The sequence below is a fragment of the Limnoglobus roseus genome, assembly GCF_008254045.1.
In the GTDB taxonomy this organism is placed as follows: domain Bacteria; phylum Planctomycetota; class Planctomycetia; order Gemmatales; family Gemmataceae; genus Limnoglobus; species Limnoglobus roseus.
Genome location: NZ_CP042425.1, coordinates 3,072,524 through 3,098,847 on the forward strand (window position 1 = coordinate 3,072,524; position 26,324 = coordinate 3,098,847).

Genomic DNA, 26,324 nt, shown 5'->3' on the forward strand with positions numbered 1-26,324 from the left:
ATCTGGTTGATACGCTGGGACGACGCTCTCAGGCGTAGTGGGGCGAAAATTTACTGCCGCGTAGCGCGGCAGAATTACAAGTTCGGCGGTGGAGGCAGAGGGGCGCGTGAGCAAGGTGCTGAAAGAGTTGGTGGAGCGTCTGGCTGTCGCACCGACCCAAGCTAATCGGGATGCCTTCCTCCGCGGCCTCGTCATGTCGATGATCTGGACCCCAATACGCACGCAGAAGGAGGGGCCTCCCCAACCGATGACGCTCGGGCCAGACGGCCAGCCGGCGTTGCTGGTCTACGCCGACGGGAGTGCGGCCCTCCGGGAGCCGGGGGTGAAGTCCGCGGGCGGTGGCCCTGGCCGGGAGTCTCTGGAGAGGGCACTGGCGAGCGGGGCCAAACTGACCGTCACGACCGGGCACGAAACGACTGCCCCGCAGGCGGTCGTCACGGCGGGCGAGATACCCGCGGTGCTGGCCTTGGGGCGGGCCGAAGACCCGGTACTCGGAGTGATTACTTGGCACCCGTCGTCCGATGACGATAACGGGTTCTGGGAGTTCGAGGCCGGACCGGTCGAGAATCACTCGGTTGCCGGGGTGGTGGTCCCGGATGCACCCTGGGAGTCGATCCGGCCCGATGAACTGTCCCGCATCCGGCAGACCGTACAGTGGGTCCGCGGGAACGATTTTGCCGTCCGCTCGCACATCGCGGCGGAGATGTGGGACTGGTGGTACAACGAGTACTGCGACCCGCCGGACCGGGAGGAGGTCCGCACTCAAGAGGAGTTCCGCGACAAGCTGTCACTGGAGGTGATACGGTTCGAGCCGGGTGAGGATGGGTTCCTCGACTACGCAGACCACGGACTGGTGTGCGGATACGGCATCCGCGTCTACGTCCGCCCGGACGGTCGGTTCACACGCGGGCCTGAGATCGGCTGAGCAAGGCACGCCAAACCAGACGTTGCACCGAACACCGGCCGCTGAGTTGGTTCCGGGAGTGCCTTGGTCGCCAGTGCGGCCAGGCCTCTGAACTTGATTGAACTTGATCGTTCCACACCGGAGGGTCAGTGAATGCGTTTCGCGTTCTGTTTGATCGGGTTTGCCTTCTCCGGGATCGCGTCGGGGGCCGACGACTGGCAACCGCTGTTCAACGGCAAAGACTTGACCGGCTGGCGGGCCAACAACGACCCGGATTCGTTTGCCGTCAAGGACGGCGTGATCCGCGTCCAGGCGTCAGGGAACAAGGCCGCTCACCTCTTCTACGTCGGCGATCTCAAGAAGGGGGTCGAGAAGTTCAAGAACTTCGAGTTGGAGGTGACGGCCCGATCGGAGCCGGAGGCCAACTCGGGCATTTTCATTCACACCGACGTGACCGCGAACGCCAAGGGGCACCTCGATAAAGGGTACGAGGTGCAACTCAACAGCACCGCCAAGGAGAAGCGGAAGACCGGCAGTCTGTATGCGGTCGTCGATCGGGACACGTCGCCGGTGGACGAAACGAAATGGTTCACCGTCCGGGTGCGGGTCCAGGACAAGCGAATCACGGTCGCCATCGACGGCAAGGAAGTCGTGGACTACACCGAGCCGGCGGGCGTGGTTCGGCCGAAGGACCGGGCCGGCCGTTTGCTGTCGGCCGACGGCGGGGGCATCGCCCTCCAAGCCCACGACGCCAAGAGCGTCTGGTACTTCAAGGACATCCGGGTCAAACACCTGCCGTAACTACGGACCTCACGCGATGGAAACCTACGTCAGCACCGACGTCGAGACCGACGGCCCGATTCCGGGGCCGCACTCGATGCTCAGCTTCGGCTCCGCGGCCTTCACGCCGGACGGCAAACTCGTCTCCACGTTCGAGGCCAACCTGCACACCCTCCCCGACGCCGTCGGCGATCCGAAGACGATGGCGTGGTGGGAGACGCAGCCCGAAGCGTGGGCCGAGTGCCGCCGTGACTTGCGCGACCCGGCCGCGGCGATGGCCGACTACGTTGCGTGGGTGAAGGGGTTGCCCGGCAAGCCGGTGTTCGTCGCGTACCCGGCCGGGTTCGACTTCCTGTTCGTGTACTGGTACTTGATTCGGTTCGCCGGCGAATCGCCGTTCTCGTTCTCGGCGTTGGACGTGAAGACGTTCGCGATGGCCGTCCTGGGGTGCGAGTACCGGGCCGCGTCGAAGCGGAACATGCCGAAGCGGTGGTTCACCGACCGGCCGCACACGCACAAGGCCCTCGACGACGCTTTCGGCCAGGGCGAGTTGTTCTGCAACATGCTCGCCGAGAGCCGACGGGCGAAGGGTTAACCCTCCAACACGCCCCGTCGCCGTGACCGGATCGCCGGAGCCTCCGCTTCCCACGTGTAGCCCTTCGCGTCCATCGCCCGCCACGCGGCCCGCATCTTGCCCCAGACTGCTTTCCAGTAGCGGCCGAAGTTGTAGCCGCCGGCGCGGAGTGCCCGCCGATGGCCGGCCCACACCGCGAGCGTAATCGCGAGGAAGAATGCCTCGTGGAAGGCCGTCGTCAGGCCGCGAAACACCCGCAGTCGGCGGCGGTGCAACACCGCGAGGCGTTCGCACTGGAAGCGGATGTGCGGCACTTCGTCGGCCAGGATTTGCTCGCAGATTGCCCGCAGCACCGGCGACGGCGTCGCCCGGCGGATCGCGTTGTAGTAGACCATCGCGTGAACCTCGACCATCACCACCGGCGTCGCCCACACTTCCATGCTCGGCAGTGCGTGCCGAGCCGCCCGGAAGAAGCTGTCGCCCCATGTCGTCGCCGCTCGCCCGACGCCGGCGAGGTCGAGGAACCGGCCGAGCAGTTCCCCGTGCCGCTGCTCCTCGCCGATGAACAGCCGGATCGCTTCGACGAAGTCCGGGTCGTTGGCCGCGGCGGCGTAGCGGTGGGCCGCCACGAGCAGTTGTCGGCCGTCCGACGTTTCGCCGAGTTGCCACGACCGCAGCGACGGTGCAATCTCCGCCACCTCCGCGGCCGTCGCACCGGTACCGCTTTCCCACGGGATCGGCCGGTGCGCCGCAGCGTTCTCGCGGAAATACGCCACCCACTGCGCCGAACTCCACACGGCCGCCGGTATCGTACCCGATCTGTTCATGCGAAAGCCTCCACGGTTCGAAGTGAAACATCGGCAAGATTGCTTTGCATCGCAAAGAATACCGAGGTGACTGTGACTTTGCAATGCAAAGTTTGTCGCTTTCGCGAGATTGATGGGGAACTTGTCAGACGTGCCCGGCTTGATGCTTCGCCAGTTTTCGCAGTCGCAAGCCGATGAGCAGCGACACCATCGCCCACACGCTGCCGTACTCGATCGGGCAGAACCGTGGGTCGATCGGCATCACGGGGATGAGCAGCAGGAACGCCAGCCCGACGAGGTAGAAGCCGCCCCAGAACATCGCCCCGAGCGAGACGAACGCGACGGTCGAGGCACCGGCCATCGCCTGGTAGAAGTCGGGGCCGTTCCAGGTGGAGCCGCCTTCCCGCAGGCCGAGGTTCACGAATAGTAGTCCGGCTACGACGACGAAACTGCCCCACACCGAGAGGATGTGCTGCTCGGCCGGGTTCGCGGGCCAGATGCGGCCGTCGCCGTAGTACAGGAATAGGCTCAGGCCGAGAACAGGGCGGATCGCGTAGGCGGGCATCACCCACCAGACGGGCCAGCCGTGGAAGCGGACGAACGTGGCGTACAGTTCCGGCAGGAAGAACACCGGGGCCAGCCACAGGAAGAACCCGGCGTACCGCACGAACTGCTGGTCGTAGTGGCTCTTTTCCAGCATCCACGCGAACCGCTCGACCACGTTCAGTTGTCGGGCGGAGATCGACTCGCCGGACTGGAACCGCCGCAGGTCGTCCGCGAGCGCCCCGGCGGTCGGGTAGCGGTGGGCCGGGTCTTTCGCGAGGCACTTCTGGCAGATCGTCTCCAGGTCCCGCGGCGCGTCCCGGCGGAACTCCGACAGCGACGGTGCCTCGTTGTGGACGACCTTCTGCAACAACTCCGGCAGGCCCTCGGCCTGGAACGGTTGCCGGCCGGCCAGCAGTTCGAAGAGGATGACGCCGATGGCGTACACGTCCGCCTGCGGGCCGACGGCCTTCGCCTTACCGGCGGCTTGCTCCGGGGCCATGTAGTTCGGCGTGCCCATGACCGCGCCAGTGTGCGTGTGGCCGTCCACGCTGTCGAGCCGCTTGGCGAGGCCGAAGTCGCCGACCTTCGGCGTGCCGTCGCCGGTCATGAGGATGTTGCCCGGCTTCAGGTCGCGGTGGACGATCCCGGCCAGGTGGGCGGCTTCGACGGCCCGCGCGATGCGTTCGACGATGGCCGCCGCCGCGTTCGGCGATTGCGGCCGGCCGCCCTTTCGCGCCAGCGAGCCGCCCTCGCAGAACTCCATGCTGAAGAACGGCAGACCGTGGTGTTCGCCGACCTCGTACACCCGCACGATGCCGGGGTGCTGGAGTTGGGCCGTCGCCTCGATCTCGGTGCGGAACCGCTCGCGGTCGGCCGCCCCGGCGTGGCTGCCGCCGAGGATCATCTTGAGGGCCACGACGCGGTTCGCCTGAATCTGCTTGGCCTTGTAGACGACGCCCATGCCGCCGCGGCCGATCTCGCCGAGGATTTGGTACCCCGGCACGGTCTGGTGTCCCGCGGAGAGGGCCGCCGCGAGCGCGAGCTGCTCACTCGTCTGCATCACCGTGGACGGCCCGACGTCCGGCTGGAACAGTTGCGTGCCGTCGTGCGGGGCAGCGTCGGTGGACCCGTGCGGCGATTCGTGGGTGGTGTCAGCCATGAGACCGGGTGCGAGAAGATGAGCGAATGCGGAGATTGTACGAAGGCCGATCGGCGCGGGCGGATGAATCGCTACGATGGCTGAAGCCCTCCCACCGCAGGAGCGAATGATGTTCCGATGCCTGATCCTGGCCCTCGCGCTTTCGTCGGTCGCGTCGGCCGCCGACAACTGGCCGAGTTGGCGCGGCCCCACCGCGAACGGCGTGGCCGCGAGCGACGCCAACCCGCCGACGAAGTGGGACGAGAAGACCAACATCAAGTGGAAGGCCGACCTGCCGGGCAAGGGCAGTGCCACGCCGGTCGTGTGGGGCGATCAGGTGTTCGTTCTGACGGCTGTGCCGGGCCGTGAGGCGAAACCGGAAGAATTGCCGAAGGTCGATCGCCGGTTCGAGACGAAGACCGAAGTGCCGCACAACTTCTACTCCTTCGAAGTCCTCAGCTTCGACCGCACCACCGGCAAGCCGCTCTGGAAGAAGACCGCGGCCGAGGCCGTGCCGCACGAGGGGCACCACCCGACGCACTCCTACGCCGCCGGGTCGCCGGCCACCGACGGCAAGCGGCTCTACGTCTCCTTCGGCTCCTTCGGCGTCTTCGCCTTCGACTTGAAGGGCGAACAAATCTGGAAGCGCGACCTGGGCCGCATTCACTCGCGGCTCGGCTGGGGCGAGGCGGTCACGCCGGTTGTCCACGGCGACACGGTGATCCTCAACTGGGACCAGGAAGACGGCTCGAAGCTGATCGCCCTCGACGCCGCGACCGGCGACACGAAGTGGGAAGTGAAGCGCGACGAGAAGACGAGTTGGAACACGCCGTTGATCGTCGAACACGGTGGCACGACGCAGGTCCTCGTCAACGGCACAAACCGCGCGCGAGCCTACAATCTCGTCGACGGCAAGGTGCTGTGGGAAGTCAGTGGCATGACCGTGAACGCGATCCCGTCGCCGTTGGCGGCCGACGGCGTGGCGTACATCGTGAGCGGCTACCGCGGGGCGATGGCCGTGGCCGTACCGTTGGACAGCCGCGGCGAGGTGGCGAAGGACGGCGTGAAGTGGCGGTACGCGAAGGGCACGCCCTACGTGCCGTCGCCGTTGCTCTTCGACGGCCGGCTCTACTTCACCGAAGCGAACACGCAACTGCTGACGGTGCTGGACGCGAAGACCGGCAAGCCGCTGCAAGAGCGGGAGCGGTTGCAGCGGGTGGGCAGTTTCTACGCATCGCCGTTGGCGGCAGCCGGCCGCCTGTACTTCGTGGACCGCGATGGCACCACGGCCGTTCTGTCGGCTGGCGACAAGCCGGAGGTCCTGGCGACGAACAAGCTCGACGACAAGACCGACGCCTCGCCAGTGGCGGTGGGCAAGACGCTATACCTCCGCGGCGAGAAGCACCTGTACGCGATCGAGGAGAAGTAAGGCGACCGTATCGTATCTTCTGTTTTCGGCCCTGAAGGGGTCGTTCAGTCAGCCCAGGTCGGAGCGAAGCGGAGGCCTGGGTACGGGACCAACCCGCATGTTCGGCCCTGAAGGGGCCGTTCATGTCGGCATCCTTGAATGAACCGCCCTTTCAGGGCGGGGTCCGTGGGGCGGCGGGAACCCAGGCCTTCGGCCTGGGCTGACAGAACGACCCCTTCAGGGCCGAAAACCAATCGACTACTCCTTCCCCAACACCAAGTCCAGCGCCCAGCACCCCCGGACGTGCGGGCCGTCGCCCCGAAGGTGGGTCAGGATGTCCGCGTTCTCGCACCCGGTATCTTGCAGCGCGTCGGCCAGGATCGGCAGCCTGTCGAAGGCTTTGTCGGCGTAGATGCCTTCGGCGAGGGCGATGGCAGTGGACGTGAGCCAGGAAGACTCTATCGTCGAGGCGTGGAAGGGATTCCCGAACAGACAGCGGAGAACCTGGCTTTGCCAGCGGTACTCCAGTTGTCGTTGGATTCGAGGCCAAACTAATAAGGCCGCTTCCCGTGCGGCCGACTCGGCGAAGACGGCAATGTCCTTGGCAGAACACGCCGATGAGACGGCCGAGGCAGAGGTTTCCCATCCGTTTTGGTCATCAAACTCCGTGAAGGCTTGATCGGCAGCATGATAGGCGGCGGCAAGTTCGTCCGACCCCGTTAGTCCTTCCACGTAACGTTCACAGGTATCCAAGGCCGACCGGCAGCGATCATCCGGTGGAAACCGGTGTTCAATACGGTGACAGCAGACAATGGCGAAGAGTCGCGATTTTCGTTCGCTCGGCTGGTACTTCCGAAGGTATCTCATCATATACGTTGGATCTGCACACACCTGCCACTCCGTTTCCGTCATCGTTCGCCCTCGCTTTTCGCGATCATACACAAGCAGATCGAAATTCCCGTAGGAATCTCCGGCCGTCGGGAACATACTCGTGAGAAGCAATTGCGGAGGCGAACGGTGGCCGGTTCCCGACTCTCGACGCTGTGCCGACACTTCACCGCCGCCGTGAGCGACACCGCGGCGGATGCGGAGTTGCTGGCCCGGTTCACGGCGAATCGCGATGAGGCCGCGTTCGCGGTCCTCGTGCGTCGGCACGGGCCGATGGTGTGGGGCGTTTGCCGGAACCTGCTGCCGAACGCAGCCGACGCCGACGATGCGTTCCAGGCCACGTTCCTGGCCCTCGTCCGCGGGGCGAAGGCGGTCCGCAAGCCGGAAGCCCTGGGCGCGTGGCTGCACGGCGTTGCCGTTCGCGTGGCCCACAAACTGCGGCGAACCGCCGCCCGGCGGAACCTCCGCGAGAAGAAAGCTGCGGTCGGCGAGGCGGTGCGGCCGGTCGCCGATTCGCGGTGGGACGAGGTGCTGGCCGCCGTCCACGAAGAGGTGAACCGCCTCCCCGACGGCGAGCGCACCGCCTTCGTCGTCTGCTGCCTCGAAGGCGTTCGCCAACCGGATGCGGCCGCCCAACTCGGGTGGAAGCCCGGCACGCTGACCGGCCGACTCTCGAAGGCGAAGCAACGGCTCCTCGACCGCCTGACCCGCCGTGGCCTCGCACCGGCCGCGGCACTCGGTGCCCTCGGATTGGGGGCGACCACCGGGCAAGCGATCGTTCCGACGAAACTCCTCGACGCGGTCCTGCCGTTCGCATCCGCGACGGCCACGGTTCCCGCGTCGGTCCTTCAACTCTCTCAAGGGGTACTCGACATGACCATCACGAAGGTGAAATTCCTGGCCGCGGCGGTCCTCATCGCCGGCGGGTTGGCGACTGGCCTCGGGGCCAACTTCTTCGCGAACGCCGACGCACAATCGGCACCGCCGGGCGGCCTCACGCCTCCGGTTGCCCCTGGCGCACCACCCGCGCCGCCGGCGCCGGCCACGCCACCTGTGGGCGTGGCCCCCAACCCCGGCTACACGCCCGTCGCGCCGAAGGCCGCACCGACTCCGCAGCCGATGGCCGGCGGGATGACGGGCGGCATCACCAACGGTCCGGTCCGGCGGCCGTGGGACTACAAGTTCGTGGACGTGTCCGCGATGAGCGTCGACGAGTTGAAGAAGGCTCTGGCCGCGGAAGGCGATCAGAGTTGGGAACTGGCAGCCCTCGAACACCGCCAATTCCCCGGCAGCGGCGTGACGAGCCACCTGGCCGTCTTCAAGCGGTTGCGAGTGCTGTCGTTCGGCACGACGCCAGATGCTGCCCCCGGTGGCAGCCGCGGGGCAACGCCCTCCAACACGCCGTTTCCGACACCCGAGCCGAAAATTCCCCCTCCCACGCCGGTCGCGAAACCGGTGGCTCCGTCACCCTTTGTCCAGACTTCGCCCCCCGGTGCTCCCCCGATCAAAGTGCTGAAGCTTCACACGATCTCACTCAAGACGGCGAACAGTGTGCAGATGGCGAAGGTGCTCAAGGAACTCGTCGCCATCCAACAGTTCGGCGATGACGTAACGGCCGTCATCGCCGACGAAGGAAGTAACTCGCTGCTGGTGAGGGCGAGCGATGACGGGTTGAAGGCGGTCGAGAAACAGGTTCGCCAACTGGAGCAAGCCGCCGCCGAGAGGATTAATGCCGACCAAGCGAAGCAAGACCAAATGCGAAGAGAGATGGAGGTCGAGCGGTTCAAGCGGACGAACCGGGAAGCGGCCCCCGAGACGATTCCCCCGGCCTTCGTACCGGCCACACCGTCGAAGCCCTAACTCGGCGTAAGACGGCCGCTCTCGGCTCGGTATAACGCCCTCGTGCGACATCCGTCACGCGAGGGTTCATCGTGGAATTTCGACAACTGGGCCATTCCGGTCTCAAAGTGCCGGTGCTGAGTCTCGGCACCGGCACCTTCGGCGGGGCGAACGAGTTCTTCAAGGCATGGGGCAGCAGCGACGTGGCCGAGGCGAGCCGGCTCATCGACATCTGCCTCGATGCCGGCCTGAATATGTTCGACACGGCCGACATCTACTCCGACGGCAAGGCCGAGGAGATTCTCGGCCAAGCGATCAAGGGTCGTCGCGACAAGCTGCTCATCTCCACGAAGGGCACGTTCCGCTTCGGCAAAGACACCAACGACGTCGGCTCATCCCGCCACCACCTCACGCGATCGGTCGAGGGCAGCCTCAAGCGGCTCGGCACCGACTACATCGACCTCTACCAACTCCACGGCTTCGACGCCGTCACGCCGATCGAGGAAGTGCTGAACACCTTCGACGTGCTCGTCCGGCAGGGCAAGGTCCGCTACGTCGGCTGTTCGAACTTCTCCGGCTGGCACCTGATGAAGTCGCTGGCCGTCGCCGAGAAGTACAATCTGCCGCGGTACGTCGCCCACCAAGCCTACTACAGCCTCGTCGGCCGCGATTACGAGTGGGAACTGATGCCGCTTGGGTTGGACCAAAAAGTCGGGGCGGTCGTGTGGAGCCCGCTCGGCTGGGGCCGGCTAACAGGCAAGGTCCGCCGCGGGCAACCGCTGCCGAAGGAGAGCCGCCTGAACAGCCAACTCTCCAACGACAAGGGGCCGCCGCTGGCCGACGAGTACGTCTACAAGGTGGTGGACGCTTTGGACGAAGTGGCGAAGGAAACGGGCAAGACGCTTCCTCAGATCGCGCTGAACTGGCTGCTCCAACGGCCGACCGTGGCGACGGTGATCGTCGGCGCTCGCAACGAAGAGCAACTGAAGCAGAACCTCGGGGCCGTCGGCTGGAACCTCACACCGGCGCAGGTGGCGAAGCTCGACGCGGCCAGCGCGACGACGCTCGCGTACCCGTACTGGCACCAGCGTGGGTTCGAGGAGCGCAACCCGGCCCCGGTGTAATCCGCCTCTTGTAGAGGCCACCAAACCTTTGCAACGGCGAGCGGCCCGGCGTGAGCGGGCCGTGTCTGCGAAAATCCAGACACGGCCCGCTCACGCCGGGCCGCTCGCCGTTGATTCTGCAATCTTGCTCTTGAACGGCGATCGGGCCGACCTACTTTTCCGCCGTTACGGGTGATACGTTAGTCCGGTCCTCTCCGCGCTCGCCGCGAGAACCCGACTCATGGACTTGGACTCGAACCCGTTCATCGCCTTCTCGTTCATCGTGGCCCCGGCCGTGCTGACGAACGCTTCCTCGATCCTCACCCTCAGCACGAGTAACCGCCTCGCGCGGGCCGTCGATCAGACCCGCGACATCACCACTGAGTTGGAGCGGCAGGAAGTTCTCCAGACGCTATACGCCGAGGGGCGGCTCAAGGAACTCACGTCGTACCAGCGGCGGATGGTCATGCTCACACGGGCACTGGGGGCGTTCTACGTGGCGCTCAGTGGGTTCGCCACGACGACGATGCTGGCCCTGTTGGGAGCGATCCTCTCGACCTTCGTCCCGGCCGGCGTGGCGCAAGCCCTGGCCGTCGCCGCCGTTATCATCCTGGGCGTGGCCGTCGTCTCGATGGCGCACGGGGCCCTCATGCTGGCCCTAGAAACCCGCATCGCCATCGGCGTGCTGAACGACCGGGCCGTGCGGTTGGGGCAGGGCATCGCCGGGCGACCCGGTTCGGCTGACCTGCCGCGGCGGTCGTACACGGACGCCGAAACGGAACTCTGAGCCGGGCGGGGGACGCGAATTCTCCCGGTGCATATCTTCACTCCATCCTCTTCCTCTCGGAGTGTTCGCATGGCGGCAATGATGTTGGTCCTCGCCCTGTGGGCGGGCAAAGCCCCGCACGCGGTCGGCGACAGCAAGTGGGACAAGCCGAACGTCACCGTCTACCCGGCCCCGAAGGCGACGGCCAACGGCGCGGCCTGTGTCATTTGCCCCGGCGGCGGCTACGGCTTCCTCGCCGACGAGCACGAGGGGCGGGACGCGGCCCTGTTCTTGAACAAGCACGGCGTCACCGCGTTCGTTCTCCAGTACCGCATCGCCCAGCCGGACCGCCCCGGTCCGCTGCTCTCGGCCCCGCTCGAAGACGCGCAGCGGGCCATCCGCACCGTCCGCTTCAAGGCGAAGGACTTCGGCATCGACCCCGCACGCATCGGCATCTGGGGCTTCTCCGCCGGCGGCCACCTCGCCAGCACGGCCGGCACGCACTTCGACGACAAGACCGACGGTGACGAGATCGACCGCGTCAGTTGCCGCCCGGACTTCCTGGTGCTGTCGTACCCGGTGATCTCGACCGACCCGAAGGTGACGCACGGCGGTTCGGTCAAGAACCTCCTCGGCGACAAGCCGGATGCGAAGCTGTTGGAGTACTATTCGAACGACAAGCAGGTAACGGCGAAGACGCCGCCGACGTTCATCTTCCACACGAGCGAAGACACGGCCGTGCTGCCGGAGAACGCGCTGCTGTTCGTGCAGGCGTGTAAGAAGGCGAAGGTGCCGTGTGAACTCCATATGTACGCGAAGGGCGTTCACGGCCTCGGCCTCGGGACCGGCTGGAAGGACGCCAAAGACCCAACGAAGTGGCGGATCAAGCCGGAGCCGTCCGTCGCCGGCTGGCCGGACTGCCTCATCGACTGGATGGCGGCCCAGAAGTTGTTGGAGAAGAAGTAACTTGATCTTGGCGAGCGGCCCGGCGTAAGCGGGCCGTGTCTCGTGATGCCCTCGCAAACACGGCTCGCTTACGCCGGGCCGCTCGCCGCCGTCATTTTGGAGTCTCCTCGATGTCGGAAAAGAACCTGTTCGAATCCAGCGCCACCTACCGGATGGCCTGCCAGCAACTCCGGGACGTCGCGAAGGTGATCGACCTCGAAGAGGGGATCGAGAGCCGCTTGATGCTGCCGAAGCGGTCACTGGTGTGCGCGGTCCCGATCCGCATGGACACCGGCGAGACGCGGAACTTCATCGGCTATCGCGTGCAGCACTCTCTCACCAGCGGCGCGAGCAAGGGCGGCCTCCGGTACGCCCCGCAGGTGGACCTCGGCGAAGTCGCGGCCCTCGCGATGTGGATGAGTTGGAAGTGCGGCATCATGAACCTGCCTTACGGCGGTGCGAAGGGCGGCATCGCCTGCGACCCCGTCACCATGAGCACAGGTGAGAAGGAACGCCTCACCCGCCGGTTCACCGAAGAGGTGCTGTCGATCATCGGCCCGCGGATCGACGTGATGGCCCCCGACATGGGCACCGACGACCAGACGATGGCGTGGATTTACGACACGTACAGCATGAAGGTCGGCTACGCCTGCCCGGAGATCGTCACCGGCAAGCCGGTTGAACTCGGCGGGTGCGTCGGCCGTCGCGAGGCGACCGGCCGCGGCGTGGTGTACTGCATTCGCGAGGCGCTGAGCGAACTCAACCTGACGCCACACGAGTCGACGGCCGTCGTGCAGGGGTTCGGCAACGTCGGGTCGGTCACGTGCGACGAGTTGGCCAAGCACGGCACGAAAATCCTCGCCGTCGGCGACCGCTACGGCTCGATCCGCAACATGACCGGCATCGACGTGGCGGCCCTCGCCCGGTACGCGAACGCCGACCCGAAGAAGTCGATCGTCGGCTTCCCCGGCGCGGAGGCGATCCCGGACGCCGAACTCCTGACCACGCCCTGCACGGTGCTGGTGCCGGCCGCGATGGAACGGCAGATCACGAAGGACAACGCCGCGAACTTAAAGTGTCGCATCCTGGCGGAAGGGGCGAACGGCCCGACGACGCCGGAGGCCGACGCGATCCTGGAAGCGGCCGGCGTGTTCATCATCCCGGACGTGCTGTGCAACGCCGGCGGCGTGACGGTGTCGTACTTCGAGTGGGTGCAGGACATCCAACAACTGATGTGGAGCGAGCGGCAGGTCAACGAGAAGCTCCGCGAACTGATGTTGGCCGCCTTCCACCGCGTCCGCAAACTCGCGAAGGAACGCAACCTGCCGATGCGGATGGCCGCACTCGCCCTCGGGGTGAACAAGGTGGCACTGGAGAAGCAGCGGCGGGGGCTATTCCCGTAACGGAACGGATGGCTGCTCGATTGGAGGCACAGCTCGATGGGGATGCGGAAAAAGTGGTCACGGCTTATCACCGTGGACGGAGTCCACTATCGTTACCACGTCGCGGAAGATCGCTTCGACGGTAGGAGCCTGTACGTTTGCGTGCAACAGGTCGAGCCGGCCGGCCAGCGGTTGTGGTGTGCGTTTCAGAAGCCCACAAATTGGACGGAAGTTGCGCCAGGCCACTATACGGGCCGGACGGAACCGCATGCCGTCACACCGGCGATAATCCGAAAGCTGATCCTGGCAGGATTGTCTCAAGGCTGGCAGCCTGCAGAACTGAGAAAAAGTACCTTGCACCTGCCCGATAAGTCGGTGGTGGAACGCCTTCCTAACCCCTTTTAGTTTCTTCCTCTGTCTTCCCCCCCCCCAGGGGTCGCCCCCCATGTTCTTCCCGCCCTCGTTCGAGTGTACGGGCCGGTCGCGCGGCCTGTCGGTGCCGCGGGCGTTCCTCGCGGACTTCATTCACTTCGCGCGGAAGATGCCGCTCGTGGCCGTGTCGCGGCGGATGGACCTGGGGCCGGTCGTTGCCGCCCGCAAGGCGGTCACGCCGTCGCCGAACTGGGTGCTACTGTTCGCGAAAGCGTTTGCCCGCGTGGCGGCCGACCGGCCGGAGTTGCGGCGGGCGTTCATGACCTTCCCCTGGACGCACTTCTACGAGTGCGATCAGAGCGTCGCCGCCATCGCCGTCGAACGAGAATACGCCGGCGAGCCGATGGTGTTGTTCGCCCTGTTCCGCAATCCGCACGAAACACCCCTGGCCGAACTTGCGGGCCGGCTGCACGAATTTAAGACAAAGCCGCTGGAATCGTTAGAGCCACTCCACCGGACGATTCGTATTACGAAACTGCCGAAGTTGGTCCGGCGGGCGTTGTGGGTCCACGCCCTGTACCAGTCGGGGCGGATCAAGGCCCAGAACTTCGGCACGTTTGGCATCAGTTCGGTAGCGGTCGCCGGGGCCACGACGGTTGGGATGGCGTCGCTGCTGACGAATACATTAAGTTTGGGGCCGTTTGACGAGTCCGGGCACCTGGACGTGCGGCTCGACTTCGACCACCGCGTCTACGACGGCGTCCCGGCCGCGAAGGCACTGGCGGAAGTCGAGCGGGTGCTGCGGACGGAAATCGTCGCCGAACTGCAAACGATGGCCCCTCCAACTCGAACGGAATGAGAATTCGCTGACATGCGTCGCGTTCGTGGCCGCTGGATTTCGGTTTCGCAGCCCCGGCGAGTGATCGCCGAGCTGATGCGGACGTGCCACACCATTCCGATCATCACCATCGAAACGCGCATGCAGTTGGCCGAACTGGTCGCGGCCCGGAACGGCATCCCGAACCCGCCGTCGTGGGTGGCCGTCTTCGCGAAGGCGTTCGGCATCGTGGCGAAGCGGCGGGCGGAACTGCGGCGGTCGTACATGCCGTGGCCGTGGCCTCACTTCTACGAGACGGAAGACAGCATCGGCACCGTGTCCGTCGAACGGGAGTTCCACGGTGAGCCGGCCGTCTTTTTCGGCCAGTTCCGCCTGCCCGATCAGCAAACGCTGACTCGCCTGCAAGAGATTATTGACCACTGGCGGACGACGCCGGTGGAACAGGTCCGGGACTTCAAGCGACTGCTGCGGCTCATGTGGTGGCCGCGGCCGGTCCGCCGGTTCTGCTGGTGGTACGCCTCGCAAGTCGCCGGTCGGCACCGCACCCGGCAGTTCGGCACGTTCGCCATCAGCACAACGGCGTCCACCGGGGCGACGTGCATCAACCTCATCTCGCCGGTGACGGCCACGCTAAACTACGGCCTGCTCGCCGAGGACGGCTCGCTCGACGTGCGGCTGCACTTCGACCACCGCGTGATGGACGGCATGCCCGCGGCCCGAGCGCTGGCGGAAATCGAGGACGTGCTGCGGACAACGATCCTGGCCGAGTTGCGCGAGATGGCCGCCCCGGCGAACCGGACCGGCGTGCGGAGCGTGGAGATCGTCGTGTCCCGCGAGCGGTAAACGCAAAAGCCGGGGCCGCTCGTGCCCCGGCTTGTCGAACGCATTCGCCCGTCGTTACTTTTGGAACCCGGTCAGAGCCTTCTCGATCGAATCCTTCGCCCGCTTGTCCGTGCCGGCCAGCTGCAGGGCCTTGTCGCCGTACTGCTTGCCCTTGTCTTTGTCGCCGGCCGCGTAGTGGGCCTCGGCCGCCCCGAGTAAAACGGCGATGTCTTCCTCCCCTTCGATCTTCACGATCTCGTCCGCCGCCTTCACGGCGTAACCGACCGACTTGCGCTCGGGGTTGAGGGCTTTCGCCAGCCAGAAGTTACGGATGCGGCTCAGGGTCTGCACGTCCTTCTTCTCGACCGCCTGCTTGATGAGGGAATCCGAGAGGGGGCCGGCTTCGTCGAACTTGCGGGCTTGTAGCGAGACGGCCAACTTGACGGCCGTGAAGACCGGCTGAGTCGCCCGGATCGGGTACTGCTTTTCGTAAGCCGGGAACGCCTTCAGCACGTCGGCCGCCGCCGCCGCTGCCGCGTCGGCCACGAGTTGCGTGACGACCTCCTGCCCCTTGCCCGTGTTGTCCTTCTCGGCCTTCTCGGCCGCCGTCTGGACGCGGTTCAGAATCGCGTCCAGATCGTCTTTCTCTTTCTGAATTTCGTCGATGCTCTTCTGGCCCTGCCACTTCCCGCTAAAGATTCGCGGCAGCACGTCGTCGAGTTCCGACGGGTGGCCGATGAACGCGATCTTGCCGTCCTGATCGACGACGAACGACGCCGGGATGCCGTCGGTGCCGGAAGCGTCCATGAACGCGGCGTTCGTGGCGTCGGTCGTGCAGAACGCGAACGGGAAGGGGAACCGCGTGCCGCGCTTCTTGAGGAACTCCTGGACGGCCTCCTGGGTGTTGCCGTTCTCGTCCTTGGTGGTGACGGCGATGACGTTCAGCCCCTGGCCCTTGTACTCTTCGAGGAGGCTGGTCAGGTGCGGCATCGACTTGATGCACGGCCCGCACCAGGTGGCCCAGAACTCGACGACGTAGACCTTCCCCTTCTCGATCTTCGTTTCCGGTCCCTTCGCCCAGGTGGCCGAGACGATCGCCGGGGTCGGGTCGCCGATCCCGAGTTTCGGCTTCTCGGCTTTTTTCTCGGCAGTGTCTTTTTTCTCTTCGGCCGTGCAGCCGATAGCCGCCACGAAAAGCCCGAGGAGGGCGTGAGGGAAGATGCGCATGAATGTTCCTGAGGAAAGGGGAGGTCTTGGCGGGCGTCCTGCCGACAGATACCGGAATTGTAGGCGAAATCTTTCAGCGGGCGCGATTGCCTCCGCATCACTTCGGTTTCTCATCATCACCGTCCTTGTCGTCTTCCGTCTCCAGGTGGAGGCGGTGGAGCATGCGGTGGTAAATTGGGGCGACCAGCACGGCGATCATCGTGAGGAACGCGATGCCGCTGTAGAGTGCGTAGAACGTGGCGAAGAGCTTGCCGGCCGTCGTCTTCATCGGGTCGACCGGCCCCATGCCGGTGAGGATCATTGCGGCGTTCAGCAGGCCGTCCACCCACTCGACGCCACCGACGTAGTGGTAGCCGAGCGTGCCGACGGTCAGCGAGAAGGCGATGAACCCGCACATGACCAGGAAGTTCCGCCCGAGCCGACGGAAGAATACGGCCCGCGTGGCGATCGGGTCGGACTTGTTCTCGAAGGGCGGGAAACCGAACATCGAACCCTCCCGGCAGCGGCGGACTTTGTTCCCTCCCCCTTGAGGGGGGAGGGTTAGGTTGTGTGGACAGTAGTGGCGGTCGGTCGCATAACGGCCTCGACTCCCTCGGAGGCGGCTGGCATGCGACGGCATGAACTCTCGGACGCAGACTGGGCGGCGGTGCGGCCGCTGCTCCCGGCCCGCGGGCCGGCCGGCGGGGACCACCGGGCGTTCGTCAACGCCGTCCTGTACGTCCTGCGGACCGGCGTCCCGTGGCGGGACCTGCCACCGCGGTTCGGCAACTGGAACTCGGTCTGGCGGCGGTTCCGGCGGTGGTCGGCGGCCGGCGTGTGGGGGCGAGTGCTCGAGGCCGTCCGCGACCCGGACGTGTCCACCCTCATCCTCGACTCGACCGTCGTCCGGGCCCACCCGCACGCCGCCGGGGCGGAAAAAAAGCGGGCGGCCAGGCCGTCGGCCGCAGCCCCGGCGGGTTCGGCACCAAGGTCCACGCGGCCGTGACCGGCCGCGGCCACCCGGTCGCCCTGTTGCTCACGCCCGGCCAAGCCGGGGACGGGCCGCGGGCGGCCGCCCTGCTGGCCGGCCACCGGCCACGGGTGGTCATCGCCGATCGCGGGTACGACAGCGACGCCCTCCGTCGGCTGGTCCGCCGGCTGCGGGCCAAGGCCGTCATCCGCCCGCTCGGGTGCCGCCGCCGGCGGGTGCGGTACGACCGCCGGGTGTATCGCACCCGCAACGTCGTCGAGCGGTTCTGGGCCCGGGTCAAGCAGTGCCGGCGGGTGGCCACCCGGTACGACAAGCTCGACCAGTGCTACCTCGGGTTCGTACACTTGGCCTCCGCCCTGGATGTCCTGAGGCACCCGTGACTGTCCACACGACCTAGGGTGGGGGTGGAAGCGGTTGCTGCACGCAGTTTCTCTCACCCCCTCCCTGGCCCTCCCCCCTCAAGGGGGAGGGAGAAAAGCGCTTTCAGGGCACGGGGCTGGTCTTCGGGTGCAGTTTCACCCGGTCGGCGTACTCGACACTCAGCACGTCCTTCACGATGCCGCGGGCGATCAAGTCCTTCTCCGGCACTTGGCCCAGGTCTTTCGTTTCCTTGATCCACTGATCGAGGGCCGTGCGGTGCTCGGCGAGAATCTTCGCGTGGTCGGCCGAGGTGGCGAGGTTCTTCGTCTCGTAAGGGTCGGCGTTCAGATCGTAGAACTCTTCCTTCGGCTTCGTGCGGGCGAAAAATGCCATCTGCACGTCGTTCAGCTTCCCGTCGAAGGCGAGTTTCCGCCAGACCTTCATCGCCGGCATCTCGTCGCCGTAGTTCTGCCACTGGGCGTAGGGCAACTCCGGGTGGAAGTTGCGGACGTAGCGGTAACGGTCCGACCGCACGCTGCGAACGCGGTCCTCGGTTTCGTCCATCCGGTCGCGGCCGCTGAAGGCGTACTTGCGGGCGGGTGACGGCTTGTCGCCGAGGAAGACTTGCCCCTGCATGGCCTTCGGAATCTCGACACCCGCGACGGCCAGCACTGTGGCCGGGAAGTCGAGCATCGCCACCAAGTCTTCGCGGACGCTGCCCGGCTCCACCTTGCCCGGCCAGCGGACGAGCAGCGGCGCGCGGGTGCCGCTGTCGTAGCACCACCGCTTGCCGCGGGGCATGCCCCAGCCGTGGTCGCCGAAGAAGAAGACTAGTGTGTTGTCGGTCAATTTTCGATCGTCGAGAACCTTCAGCACGTTGCCGACGAGGTAGTCCGTCGCGGTGATGTTCTCGTGGTAGGTCGCCACGTTCCGCCGCACGTCGGGGTGGTCGGGGTAGTACGGCGGCAGCGTCACCTTCGCCGGGTCGCGGAACTCGCTCGGCTTCAGCTTCGCCGTGTTCTTCTTGTACTGCTCCGGTGTCGGGCGAACCTGGCTCTCGTGGCTGACGACGTAGTTGATGTACGCGAAGAATGGCTTGTCCTTCGGCAGCAGGTCCGGGTTCTGCACCCAGTTCCGCGTGTCGGCCCACCCCTTCGGTGGGTCGAAGTTGAAGTCGGTTTTCCCCGGCCAGAAGACGGCGTACCCGGCCTTCTTCAACTCGTCCGTGAACAACGGCGGTGGCGTGACGAGCTTCGACCGCATGTGGTGGCTGCCCATCGTCGTCGGGTACTGCCCGCTGATGAGGCCGGACCGCGTCGGCGCGCAGACGGGGCAGTGCGTGAAGCAGCGGGTGAACCGTGCCCCCTGCGCGGCGAACTTGTCGAGGTTCGGCGTGATCGCGTCCGGGTCGCCGTAACAGCCGAGGTTCGGCGAGATGTCCTCGGTCACGATCCAGACGATGTTCGGCGCGGCCTGAACCTGCGACGCGAGGGCCAGAGCGAACAGGGGGAGAACGAATCGCATGGAGGCACCCGGGGAAGGAGGGTGCGGAATGTTGTAGCGGACGGCAGCGGCCGGCCCAAAGCCTCGTTCCCCAGATTGCCCAGGCGGTTCGATCGGGCGAAACCGGAACTTGATCTTGGCGCAAGAACCGATCCCCGGCACATTACCACTCCAGGGGGTTCTAGGGTTCGACAAGGAGGTTCTCTCGTGCGTAATCTGCTCGCGCTTCTCGGCCTGGCTCTCGTGCTGTTCTTCGGTATCGGCTACTTCCGCGGCTGGTACACGTTCAACTTCGCGACCGGCACCGACGGCAAAACCAACATCAGCATCGGCGTGGACCGCACCAAGGTCGGCGGCGACCTCGAAGACTGGCGGAAGACCGCCGGCGAGAAGATTGACCAGTTGAAGACGACGAAGACGGACGGCCAAGTCCAGCCCGCCGGTGGCACGCAGACAACAGGCACGCAACAGCCGGTCGTCACCAGCCTGCCGCCCGCCGCCGCGAACCTGCCCGCGCCGCACGTTCGCTAACGGAAGGTTTTCGGGGACATCGTCGAAGCGAGCCGCGTTCCGGCTCGCTTCCCTTTTTGCGCCCGGTCGTAAGCTACTGGTACGACACCCCGAGTAGCCGCCATGCCCGCCACTTTGTTAACCACGCCGCCGCTCGAACCGACGCGGCCGGAATTCCACGTCGAAACCGTCCTGTCGCCGACCGCGGACGCATCGCGGCGGAAGCACAAGATCATCGCCGTGCTGCCCGCGTACAACGCCGAGCGCACGCTCGCGGCGACCGTGGCCGACTTCCCGCCGGGGAGCGTCGACGAGATTCTGCTCGTCGATGACGCCAGCCGCGACGGCACCGCCGAGATCGCCCGGCGGATGGGCTTGAGCGTGATCGTTCACGAAAAGAACGTCGGCTACGGCGGCAACCAGAAGACGTGCTACCGCTACTGCCTGGAACGCGGGGCAGACATCGTCGTGATGATCCACCCGGACTACCAGTACGACTCGCGGGTGATCCCGCACGCCGTTGGTATGATTGAACTCGGTATCTGCGACGTGATACTCGGCAACCGCGTCCGCTCGCGGGCGGAAGCGTTGAAGTGCGGGATGCCGTGGTGGAAGTACGTGAGCAACCGCGGACTGACGGTCTTCGAAAACATGGCCCTCGGCCAGAACCTCGGCGAGTTCCACAGCGGCTTCCGCGTCTACCGGCGGAGCGTGCTGGAAACGATCCCGTTCGAGGGGAACAGCGACGACTTCGTGTTCGACACGCAATTCTTGGTGCAGGCGGTCCACTTCGGCTTCCGCCTCGGTGACGTGCCGGTGCCGGTGCGGTACTTCGATGAGGCGAGTTCGATCAACTTCCGCCGTAGCACGAAGTATGGCATCGAGACGGTGAAAACCGTCTCGCAGTTCTGGCTGCACAAATTGGGGCTGGTAAAGAGTCGGCTGTTCCGGCCGAATCAGGCGACTTAAAGCGCCTTCACCCACGCCCGCAGGACGGAGTTCACGGTGTCGCGCACGTCGTCGCCGAACGTCTTCGGCTCTGGTCGGGCCATCGGCAGGGGGAACACGTTGTTGTCCGGCGGCGGCAGGTAGAACTCGCGATCGACCGGCGTCTGTTCCGCACCGTTCGGCGGGATCGGCCCGCCGCCGTGATTCTGGGCCGCGAGAACGCCGCTGAACGCCATCACGACGCCGGCGGCCAAAAATGACGCGCGTTTCATGCTCTGCTTCCCTGCCGATGGAATCCGGTCAAGGTCGCAGACGATACCGGGCCATCGGGGGAATGCAAGCGAAAAGTTCTCGCCGGTTACTTCAACTCGTCCGGGATCAGCACGCCGTCGATGACGTGGATGATGCCGTTCTTGCAGACGATATCGGTTTTCGTCACGTTGGCCCCGCCAACGGTGATGGCGTCAGCGTTCGTGCGGACCGCGAACTTTGAACCCATCGTGTCGAGGTCTTTGCCCTTCAGTTTCTTGACGTCCTCGGCCGTCACCTTCCCCTTCACGACATGCGACAACAGCACCTCGGCCAGCTTCTTCTTGTTCGCGTGCAGTTCGGCGAGCTTGTCCTTGCCGAGCTTCTCGAAGGCCGCGTTCGTCGGGGCGAACACGGTGATCGGCCCGTCGCCTTTAAACGCATCCGTCAGTTCGGCCGCCTTCACCGCGTCTATGAGCGTGCTGAAGTCTTTGCTGCCCATCGCCACCTCGGCGATCGTCTTGTCGTCGGTCTTCTTGTCATCGGCCAACCCGAGAGCGGCGACGATGGCTAACAGAACCAGAGCGATAGGCGTTTTCATCCGAGGGTCTCCCGCGTGTTGGATTGAAAAGTGTCTTTCCAACAGGCATCCCGTGTGCCGCCGGTGGTGGAAATCGCGTCAACTCTTCGCCACGCCGCGGATCATCCAGCAGGACTCGTGCTTTGTCAGGCCGACCTGCGGGTAGTACGCCTCGGCCTTCGGCGCGGCCAGCAGGATCAGCGTCGTGTGCAATCCCGCGGCCTCGTGCGTGCGGCGGATCAACTCACGACCGATCCCCTGCCGTTGGAAGGCTTCGTCCACGGCCAGGTCCGACAGGTAGGTGCAGTACGCGAAGTCGCTGACCGCCCGCGAAATGCCGACGAGTAAGCCGTCGGCACGGGCCGTGGCGATCACCGCGGCGTTGCGGAGCATCGCCTCCATCACGCCGCGGTCGTGGACCGGCCGGCGCTCGGCCAGCGTCGAACGGTGGAGCAGATCAATGAACTCGTCGGCCGTCAGCTCCGGTTCGAGTTGGTACGCGATGTTTTGCATTTCCCACCCTGTCACTTTCTCATTTGCCTCTCACACCGTTCGTCGCAATCATGTTCTTACGGCATCGCCCGATTCCGTCTCTTCCAGGAGGTTCTCATGCGCTACCTGACTGCCCTGATGCTCAGCCTCGCGGTCACGGCTTTTGCCGCCGCGGAAACCAAGAAGGGTACGCCGGAGGTCAAGTCGATCTCGGCCCTGGCGTTCGGCCCGAACGGTACGCTGTTCGTCGGCGACCCGGTCGCCGCGGCCGTGTTCGCCGTCGAGACCGGCGACACGAAGGGAACCAGCACGGCCGGCCTGAAGGTCGAGAAGGTGACCGACCAGATCGGCTCGCTGCTCGGCGTGACAGCGAAGGACGTGACGGTCAACGACGTGAAGGTGAACCCGGCCACCGGCAACGTGTTCTTGGCCGTCACCCGCGGTAAAGGGCCGGACGCCAAGCCGGTCGTCCTGAAAGTCGCCGGCGACGGCAAGCTGACCGAGTTCGCGCTGAAGGACGTGGCCTTCACCGCCGCCCCGCTCGTCAACGCCATCGACAAGGACAAGGAGCGGATGAAACAGGTCGACGCCATCACGAGCATGGGCTTCGCCAACGGCAAGCTGATCGTGGCCGGCTTGTCGAACGAAGACTTCAGCAGCACCCTGCGGGTCATCCCGTTCCCGTTCGGCGACGCCGGCAAGGCGACCGGCGTGAAGATCTTCCACGGCGCGCACGGCCGGTTCGAAACACAGGCCCCCGTCCGGACGTTCACCACCTACAGGATCGGCGACGCCGAAAGCGTGGTGGCCGCCTACCAGTGCACGCCGCTGGTCAAGTTCCCGATCAGCGACCTGCAACCCGGTGCGAAGGTGACCGGCACGACGATCGCCGAACTCGGCAACCGTAACGTCCCGATCGACATGTTCGTGTACAGCAAGGGCGGAAAGGATTACATCCTGATGGCCAACACCGCCCGCGGGGTGATGAAGGTGTCGACCGACAAGTTCGCCGTGAAGGACGGCATCACGCAGAAGACCGGCGAGTTCGCCGGCGCGACCTACGAGAAGGTCGAATCGTGGAGCGGCGTCGAGCAGATCGACAAGCTCGACGATACGCACGCCATCGTCCTGATGAAGACGACCGGTAGCACGACACTGGCGAGCGTCGAATTGCCGTAACCCTTCCTCCAATTTCCAAAACCCGAAAGCCCACCCGTCGCTTCGACGGGTGGGCTTTTCCTTCCACCCCCGAACGCCATGATCTTCTCGATCCTCCTGCTCGCACTCGCCGCCGACCCGACCATCCGCGTCGCGGCCGGCAAGACCGTCGAAGTGACCGGCCTGCCGGATACCGTGAAAACCCAGACGCCGGAACAACTGGCCGCCCTCGTGCGAGTGACGGTAGCGGCCAACGACGCCGGCACCTCCCTGCTCGGCACGCACGCCGTCAAGGACGGCACCCTCACGTTCACGCCGCGATTTCCGTTCGAACCGGGGGTGACGTACCGCGTGTCCGCCGGCACCGCCACGCACGAGTTCACCCTGCCGAAGCCGAAGGCCGAGCCGGCCACGGTGACGCTCATCGAGCCGACGGCCGACAAGTTGCCGGAGAACACGTTGCGATTCTACCTGCACTTCTCGAAGCCGATGGCGAAGGGGGACATCTACAAGTACCTGACGCTGACGAACGACACCGACAAGAAGACGGTGACCGTGCCGTTCCTGGAACTGGAACAAGAACTGTGGTCGCCCGACCAGAAGCGGGTGACGATCGTCATCGACCCCGGCCGCATCAAGCGGGAGGTGAAGCCGCTGCTCGACCTCGGCCCGGTACTGGAGAAAGGCAAGACGTACACGCTGACGGTGGCGAAGGACTGGCTCGACGCCAACGACACCCCGCTAGCGGCCGCGTTCCACAAGACGTTCACGGCAACGGCCGCCGACCGCGACGCCATCGACCCGGAGAAGTGGGCCGTCACGCCGCCGAAGGTCGGCGGCCGCGACGCGCTGAGCGTGAACTTCGGCAAGCCGCTCGACGCCGCCCTCGTGCGGCGGTTGGTGTGGGTGGAGGACGCGAAGGGCACGAAACTCGACGGCACGGTGACGCTTGACAAGACCGAAACCTTCTGGCGGTTCACGCCGAAGGCGGCGTGGGCGGCCGGCGAGTACAACCTGACGGTGGCAACGCATCTGGAGGATCCGTGCGGTAACCGCGTCGGCGAGCCGTTCGAGGTCGACCTGCTCCAACCGGTCGGCCGGACGGTCGAGACGAAGACGGTCACGCGGCCGGTCGTGGTGAAGTGAATTCACTTTTGCCCGAGGGCCAAACGGCCCTCGGGCCTGAAGGGCGACGGTTTTGTAGCAGGTGTGGGAATTGTGTTCGCGGCAGGCGGGGCACTCGCGACAGTTGGCTCGAGAAGAGAAACAATCGATTCCGGGGGCAAACAATGCAGACCGGTATTCGCTCTGTCATTTTAACCTTCGCCTGCTGCGTACTGTTCGCGATCGCGGGCGGTGGAGTGGCGGTCCTTCTCGACGCGATTGCCCCCGGATACTATCCCGGCGTGTTTTCGTTCGTTCACCGCAACGGCGGGTATGCGTCCGCCTATGGGAAAGGTGTAGGAGCCTTCCAGGGGCTGTCACTTGGCTTCGCTGTAGGCGTGGCATTGTCCGCTTCACTCGGCTGGTTCGATCAACTCCAGTTGATGCCGACTGTGCGGTCGTTGGGGATTATCGCTGAGTTGGCCGGCCTAGCTGGAATTGGAGGTGGCTTGATCGGCTGGGGGGTAGGAATCTACTCGCCAGACTACTACCGAGTTGTTGTCTCCGGAGGACGGGAATCGGACTTCATCCCAACGGATGTCGGAATCGGTTTGGGTGCATCGCAGGGCATCATTCTTGGTGCGGTCGTCGGTGCAGCACTCGCGATCGGGATCGCCTGGCGTCAGTTCCGAATCCTTTCGCCGAATGGGAATACAACTCGCTCCGCTTGACGCACGAAATAGACTGCCAACACCCCAACCTTCACTTCCCCAACCGCAGCGGCTTCTGCCCGCACGCCGCCCGCAGGCGGTTCGCTTCTTGCCAGAGTTTCGGGTCGGATTGCAGGAAGGCGATCAGGTTCGCGGTCGAGATGCCGAGCAACTCGGCGGCCGTGCTGACCTGAGCTTCCAGGGCGTTTAGCAAGTCGAGCGCGAGTCCCGCGGCCGGCCAGAATCGCACGTCTTTTGCGGACAGGTGAATGCGGCCGTCGGGTGAGAGGGCTTGCTGCCACTCGGGGATCGCTTGCCACTCTTCGGCCGTCCGCGGCACGTCGTCCCGCAGGTCCAGGAAGAACGCCCGGTAGAGCCTTCGCAGGGCCTTCGCCTTGTTCTCGTGCTGCGACCGGCTCTCCTCGGCAATGACGATCACGCCGGTCGGGGCGTGCCGGAGGCGGACGGCCGACGAGGTCTTGTTCCGCTTCTGCCCGCCGGGACCGCTGGCGCGGTACGTGTCCACCTCGCACTGCGCGAGGCGTTCTGCGTCGCTCAGGTTTGTCCAAGTTGATCGCGGCGGGCGGGTGCTCATAACGTCATGGGAAAAGCGACACTGCGGGCGGGCGGCGGGTTCATCGGCCGGTCGCGGCGGGCGTCACTACAATCGTGGCTGAGAGGTTCCCCGCGCTGCCCGAGGTTCACCATGGACACGACGCCGACCCCACCGACCCCACCGACCCCGCCCGCCCCCGAGTACAAGTCGGCCCAGTACGAGTTTAGCGAGGAAAGCAACCGCACCGTCGCCGCCCTGGCGGATTCGATGCGGGTCGTCGCCACGCTCATGCAGTTGCTCGGGCTGGCGTTCGTCATCTTCTTCGTGATGCAGTTGTTGCACACGCTGAAGAATCGCGAAAACTTCTTCCCGGCCATCGGGTTGGGGGCGTCGATGCTGCTCTGCCTGGCGTTTGGCTTCTGGACCGCCGGGGCGGCCGCGTCTTTCCGCAAGATCGTCGAGACGAAGAACGAAGACATCTGGCATCTCATGCGCGCCCTCCGCGGCCTGCACCATATGTACGCCACCTTAAAAGCGATCATCTACTGTGGCATCGTGCTGGCCATCGTGGGCGTGGTCCTCGCCGTCATGAACTACTTCCGCGCGGGTGTCGAGTAAGAATTCTCAAAAAATATTTGGCAAAAAGGGGGCTGTTGTACTATACAACAGCCCCCTTTTTTACGCTGTTGAAGGCTTCGCCTCTAAACTCAATTCTCGGGCAGGCGTTCAATGGCGGATACAATTTTGTAAACTTGTGATCGAAATTGAATGATGGTATTCCGTGAGACAACAATTTCTTGACCTCATAAAACATCAAACGATAACTTGTTCGAACTATTAAGATGG

Annotated in this window: 28 protein-coding genes; 18 read left to right on the forward strand and 10 right to left on the reverse strand. The window is 65.2% G+C overall.

Annotation, left to right across the window (positions count from 1 at the left end; translation table 11 throughout):
• Positions 1-106: 106 nt before the first annotated feature.
• From PX52LOC_RS12885 to PX52LOC_RS12895, 3 genes are all read left to right on the forward strand, one after another.
• Complete coding sequence (locus PX52LOC_RS12885) at positions 107-925, forward strand: hypothetical protein (RefSeq protein WP_149110481.1); 819 nt, start codon at positions 107-109, stop codon at positions 923-925.
• Between the two features lie 132 nt (positions 926-1,057).
• Positions 1,058-1,705: a 3-keto-disaccharide hydrolase gene (locus tag PX52LOC_RS12890; protein ID WP_149110482.1), complete on the forward strand. Its 648-nt coding sequence runs from the start codon at positions 1,058-1,060 to the stop codon at positions 1,703-1,705.
• A gap of 16 nt (positions 1,706-1,721) precedes the next feature.
• A complete protein-coding gene (locus PX52LOC_RS12895) occupies positions 1,722-2,279 on the forward strand; it encodes a 3'-5' exoribonuclease domain-containing protein (protein WP_149110483.1) in 558 nt (185 codons plus the stop codon).
• Here PX52LOC_RS12895 and PX52LOC_RS12900 read toward each other — a convergent pair.
• Together PX52LOC_RS12900 and PX52LOC_RS12905 are read right to left on the reverse strand one after the other, a co-directional pair.
• Entirely contained in the window at positions 2,276-3,085 is an 810-nt protein-coding gene (locus tag PX52LOC_RS12900; RefSeq protein WP_218575344.1) for a ferritin-like domain-containing protein, read from the reverse strand. The two genes, PX52LOC_RS12895 and PX52LOC_RS12900, sit on opposite strands and share 4 nt — an antisense overlap.
• Positions 3,086-3,209: 124 nt before the next feature.
• Positions 3,210-4,769 (reverse strand): serine/threonine-protein kinase, encoded by a 1,560-nt coding sequence (locus PX52LOC_RS12905; RefSeq protein WP_149110484.1) that lies wholly within the window; start codon positions 4,767-4,769, stop codon positions 3,210-3,212.
• 76 nt (positions 4,770-4,845) lie between these two features.
• On the opposite strand from PX52LOC_RS12905, the gene PX52LOC_RS12910 reads away from it, so the two are divergent.
• On the forward strand, positions 4,846-6,177 hold the full coding sequence (locus tag PX52LOC_RS12910) for an outer membrane protein assembly factor BamB family protein (RefSeq protein WP_246173715.1): 1,332 nt from the start codon (positions 4,846-4,848) through the stop codon (positions 6,175-6,177).
• A 237-nt stretch (positions 6,178-6,414) separates the two neighbouring features.
• Here the strand turns inward: PX52LOC_RS12910 and PX52LOC_RS42480 are convergent, their stop codons facing one another.
• Entirely contained in the window at positions 6,415-7,068 is a 654-nt protein-coding gene (locus PX52LOC_RS42480) for a hypothetical protein (protein ID WP_246173716.1), read from the reverse strand.
• Positions 7,069-7,173: 105 nt separating this feature from the next.
• Between PX52LOC_RS42480 and PX52LOC_RS12920 the strand changes: the two genes are divergently transcribed.
• From PX52LOC_RS12920 to PX52LOC_RS12950, 7 genes are all read left to right on the forward strand, one after another.
• Positions 7,174-8,904 carry a sigma-70 family RNA polymerase sigma factor gene (locus tag PX52LOC_RS12920; RefSeq protein WP_149110485.1) on the forward strand — a complete coding sequence of 577 codons (1,731 nt, stop codon included), beginning with the start codon at positions 7,174-7,176 and terminating at the stop codon, positions 8,902-8,904.
• A gap of 71 nt (positions 8,905-8,975) precedes the next feature.
• Positions 8,976-10,007, forward strand: a complete 1,032-nt coding sequence (locus PX52LOC_RS12925) for an aldo/keto reductase (RefSeq protein WP_149110486.1) — start codon at positions 8,976-8,978, stop codon at positions 10,005-10,007.
• A 220-nt stretch (positions 10,008-10,227) separates the two neighbouring features.
• A complete protein-coding gene (locus PX52LOC_RS12930; RefSeq protein ID WP_149110487.1) occupies positions 10,228-10,773 on the forward strand; it encodes a DUF2721 domain-containing protein in 546 nt (181 codons plus the stop codon).
• A gap of 69 nt (positions 10,774-10,842) precedes the next feature.
• Positions 10,843-11,718, forward strand: coding sequence for an alpha/beta hydrolase (locus tag PX52LOC_RS12935; RefSeq protein ID WP_149110488.1), 876 nt, complete (start codon positions 10,843-10,845; stop codon positions 11,716-11,718).
• Positions 11,719-11,828: 110 nt separating this feature from the next.
• Positions 11,829-13,100 (forward strand): Glu/Leu/Phe/Val family dehydrogenase, encoded by a 1,272-nt coding sequence (locus PX52LOC_RS12940; RefSeq protein ID WP_218575345.1) that lies wholly within the window; start codon positions 11,829-11,831, stop codon positions 13,098-13,100.
• Between the two features lie 424 nt (positions 13,101-13,524).
• Positions 13,525-14,310, forward strand: a complete 786-nt coding sequence (locus PX52LOC_RS12945) for a hypothetical protein (protein WP_149110489.1) — start codon at positions 13,525-13,527, stop codon at positions 14,308-14,310.
• Between the two features lie 12 nt (positions 14,311-14,322).
• The gene (locus PX52LOC_RS12950; RefSeq protein ID WP_149110490.1) at positions 14,323-15,132 is read left to right on the forward strand and encodes a hypothetical protein; all 810 of its coding nucleotides are present in this window, start codon (positions 14,323-14,325) and stop codon (positions 15,130-15,132) included.
• Between the two features lie 54 nt (positions 15,133-15,186).
• Here the strand turns inward: PX52LOC_RS12950 and PX52LOC_RS12955 are convergent, their stop codons facing one another.
• Together PX52LOC_RS12955 and PX52LOC_RS12960 are read right to left on the reverse strand one after the other, a co-directional pair.
• Positions 15,187-16,338 carry a TlpA disulfide reductase family protein gene (locus PX52LOC_RS12955; protein ID WP_168218971.1) on the reverse strand — a complete coding sequence of 384 codons (1,152 nt, stop codon included), beginning with the start codon at positions 16,336-16,338 and terminating at the stop codon, positions 15,187-15,189.
• 97 nt (positions 16,339-16,435) lie between these two features.
• On the reverse strand, positions 16,436-16,825 hold the full coding sequence (locus PX52LOC_RS12960) for a hypothetical protein (protein WP_149110492.1): 390 nt from the start codon (positions 16,823-16,825) through the stop codon (positions 16,436-16,438).
• A gap of 120 nt (positions 16,826-16,945) precedes the next feature.
• Here PX52LOC_RS12960 and PX52LOC_RS12965 point away from each other — a divergent pair.
• Positions 16,946-17,688, forward strand: a protein-coding gene (locus PX52LOC_RS12965; protein ID WP_246173654.1) for an IS5 family transposase whose coding sequence is annotated in 2 segments (ribosomal slippage) — positions 16,946-17,251 and positions 17,254-17,688 — 741 coding nt in all. Because the reading frame shifts where the segments join, the coding sequence is not laid out codon by codon here.
• A gap of 103 nt (positions 17,689-17,791) precedes the next feature.
• Here PX52LOC_RS12965 and PX52LOC_RS12970 read toward each other — a convergent pair.
• A complete protein-coding gene (locus PX52LOC_RS12970; RefSeq protein WP_149110493.1) occupies positions 17,792-19,192 on the reverse strand; it encodes a sulfatase family protein in 1,401 nt (466 codons plus the stop codon).
• Between the two features lie 186 nt (positions 19,193-19,378).
• Here PX52LOC_RS12970 and PX52LOC_RS12975 point away from each other — a divergent pair, with 186 nt between their 5' ends.
• Complete coding sequence (locus PX52LOC_RS12975) at positions 19,379-19,702, forward strand: hypothetical protein (protein ID WP_149110494.1); 324 nt, start codon at positions 19,379-19,381, stop codon at positions 19,700-19,702.
• Between the two features lie 102 nt (positions 19,703-19,804).
• On the forward strand, positions 19,805-20,650 hold the full coding sequence (locus PX52LOC_RS12980; RefSeq protein ID WP_149110495.1) for a glycosyltransferase family 2 protein: 846 nt from the start codon (positions 19,805-19,807) through the stop codon (positions 20,648-20,650).
• On the opposite strand, the gene PX52LOC_RS12985 is transcribed toward PX52LOC_RS12980, so the two are convergent.
• From PX52LOC_RS12985 to PX52LOC_RS12995, 3 genes are all read right to left on the reverse strand, one after another.
• Positions 20,647-20,901, reverse strand: a complete 255-nt coding sequence (locus PX52LOC_RS12985) for a hypothetical protein (protein WP_149110496.1) — start codon at positions 20,899-20,901, stop codon at positions 20,647-20,649. The genes PX52LOC_RS12980 and PX52LOC_RS12985 overlap by 4 nt on opposite strands.
• 86 nt (positions 20,902-20,987) lie before the next feature.
• Positions 20,988-21,479: a fasciclin domain-containing protein gene (locus tag PX52LOC_RS12990; protein WP_149110497.1), complete on the reverse strand. Its 492-nt coding sequence runs from the start codon at positions 21,477-21,479 to the stop codon at positions 20,988-20,990.
• Positions 21,480-21,557: 78 nt separating this feature from the next.
• Positions 21,558-21,971 (reverse strand): GNAT family N-acetyltransferase, encoded by a 414-nt coding sequence (locus PX52LOC_RS12995; protein ID WP_149110498.1) that lies wholly within the window; start codon positions 21,969-21,971, stop codon positions 21,558-21,560.
• 96 nt (positions 21,972-22,067) lie between these two features.
• On the opposite strand from PX52LOC_RS12995, the gene PX52LOC_RS13000 reads away from it, so the two are divergent.
• From PX52LOC_RS13000 to PX52LOC_RS13010, 3 genes are all read left to right on the forward strand, one after another.
• Entirely contained in the window at positions 22,068-23,129 is a 1,062-nt protein-coding gene (locus tag PX52LOC_RS13000; protein ID WP_149110499.1) for a hypothetical protein, read from the forward strand.
• 78 nt (positions 23,130-23,207) lie between these two features.
• On the forward strand, positions 23,208-24,254 hold the full coding sequence (locus PX52LOC_RS13005) for a hypothetical protein (RefSeq protein ID WP_149110500.1): 1,047 nt from the start codon (positions 23,208-23,210) through the stop codon (positions 24,252-24,254).
• Positions 24,255-24,397: 143 nt separating this feature from the next.
• Positions 24,398-24,943, forward strand: a complete 546-nt coding sequence (locus PX52LOC_RS13010; protein ID WP_149110501.1) for a hypothetical protein — start codon at positions 24,398-24,400, stop codon at positions 24,941-24,943.
• 31 nt (positions 24,944-24,974) lie between these two features.
• Here the strand turns inward: PX52LOC_RS13010 and PX52LOC_RS13015 are convergent, their stop codons facing one another.
• Positions 24,975-25,517 (reverse strand): peptide chain release factor family protein, encoded by a 543-nt coding sequence (locus PX52LOC_RS13015; protein WP_149110502.1) that lies wholly within the window; start codon positions 25,515-25,517, stop codon positions 24,975-24,977.
• 111 nt (positions 25,518-25,628) lie between these two features.
• Here PX52LOC_RS13015 and PX52LOC_RS13020 point away from each other — a divergent pair, with 111 nt between their 5' ends.
• A complete protein-coding gene (locus tag PX52LOC_RS13020) occupies positions 25,629-26,096 on the forward strand; it encodes a hypothetical protein (protein ID WP_149110503.1) in 468 nt (155 codons plus the stop codon).
• Positions 26,097-26,324: the final 228 nt, after the last annotated feature.

Bases quoted from the DNA above. Each gene is read 5' to 3' on its own strand.
- PX52LOC_RS12890 (WP_149110482.1), top strand. From the start codon at position 1,058: ATGCGTTTCGCGTTCTGTTTGATCGGGTTTGCCTTCTCCGGGATCGCG.
- PX52LOC_RS12930 (WP_149110487.1), top strand. From the start codon at position 10,228: ATGGACTTGGACTCGAACCCGTTCATCGCCTTCTCGTTCATCGTGGCC.
- PX52LOC_RS12985 (WP_149110496.1), bottom strand. From the start codon at position 20,901: ATGAAACGCGCGTCATTTTTGGCCGCCGGCGTCGTGATGGCGTTCAGC.
- PX52LOC_RS12970 (WP_149110493.1), bottom strand. From the start codon at position 19,192: ATGCGATTCGTTCTCCCCCTGTTCGCTCTGGCCCTCGCGTCGCAGGTT.
- PX52LOC_RS12990 (WP_149110497.1), bottom strand. From the start codon at position 21,479: ATGAAAACGCCTATCGCTCTGGTTCTGTTAGCCATCGTCGCCGCTCTC.
- PX52LOC_RS12995 (WP_149110498.1), bottom strand. From the start codon at position 21,971: ATGCAAAACATCGCGTACCAACTCGAACCGGAGCTGACGGCCGACGAG.
- PX52LOC_RS12905 (WP_149110484.1), bottom strand. From the start codon at position 4,769: ATGGCTGACACCACCCACGAATCGCCGCACGGGTCCACCGACGCTGCC.
- PX52LOC_RS12950 (WP_149110490.1), top strand. From the start codon at position 14,323: ATGCGTCGCGTTCGTGGCCGCTGGATTTCGGTTTCGCAGCCCCGGCGA.
- PX52LOC_RS12945 (WP_149110489.1), top strand. From the start codon at position 13,525: ATGTTCTTCCCGCCCTCGTTCGAGTGTACGGGCCGGTCGCGCGGCCTG.
- PX52LOC_RS12895 (WP_149110483.1), top strand. From the start codon at position 1,722: ATGGAAACCTACGTCAGCACCGACGTCGAGACCGACGGCCCGATTCCG.
- PX52LOC_RS12910 (WP_246173715.1), top strand. From the start codon at position 4,846: ATGGCTGAAGCCCTCCCACCGCAGGAGCGAATGATGTTCCGATGCCTG.
- PX52LOC_RS12900 (WP_218575344.1), bottom strand. From the start codon at position 3,085: ATGAACAGATCGGGTACGATACCGGCGGCCGTGTGGAGTTCGGCGCAG.
- PX52LOC_RS13015 (WP_149110502.1), bottom strand. From the start codon at position 25,517: ATGAGCACCCGCCCGCCGCGATCAACTTGGACAAACCTGAGCGACGCA.
- PX52LOC_RS42480 (WP_246173716.1), bottom strand. From the start codon at position 7,068: ATGACGGAAACGGAGTGGCAGGTGTGTGCAGATCCAACGTATATGATG.
- PX52LOC_RS13010 (WP_149110501.1), top strand. From the start codon at position 24,398: ATGCAGACCGGTATTCGCTCTGTCATTTTAACCTTCGCCTGCTGCGTA.
- PX52LOC_RS12940 (WP_218575345.1), top strand. From the start codon at position 11,829: ATGTCGGAAAAGAACCTGTTCGAATCCAGCGCCACCTACCGGATGGCC.
- PX52LOC_RS12960 (WP_149110492.1), bottom strand. From the start codon at position 16,825: ATGTTCGGTTTCCCGCCCTTCGAGAACAAGTCCGACCCGATCGCCACG.
- PX52LOC_RS13005 (WP_149110500.1), top strand. From the start codon at position 23,208: ATGATCTTCTCGATCCTCCTGCTCGCACTCGCCGCCGACCCGACCATC.
- PX52LOC_RS13000 (WP_149110499.1), top strand. From the start codon at position 22,068: ATGCGCTACCTGACTGCCCTGATGCTCAGCCTCGCGGTCACGGCTTTT.
- PX52LOC_RS13020 (WP_149110503.1), top strand. From the start codon at position 25,629: ATGGACACGACGCCGACCCCACCGACCCCACCGACCCCGCCCGCCCCC.
- PX52LOC_RS12955 (WP_168218971.1), bottom strand. From the start codon at position 16,338: ATGCGCATCTTCCCTCACGCCCTCCTCGGGCTTTTCGTGGCGGCTATC.
- PX52LOC_RS12935 (WP_149110488.1), top strand. From the start codon at position 10,843: ATGGCGGCAATGATGTTGGTCCTCGCCCTGTGGGCGGGCAAAGCCCCG.
- PX52LOC_RS12980 (WP_149110495.1), top strand. From the start codon at position 19,805: ATGCCCGCCACTTTGTTAACCACGCCGCCGCTCGAACCGACGCGGCCG.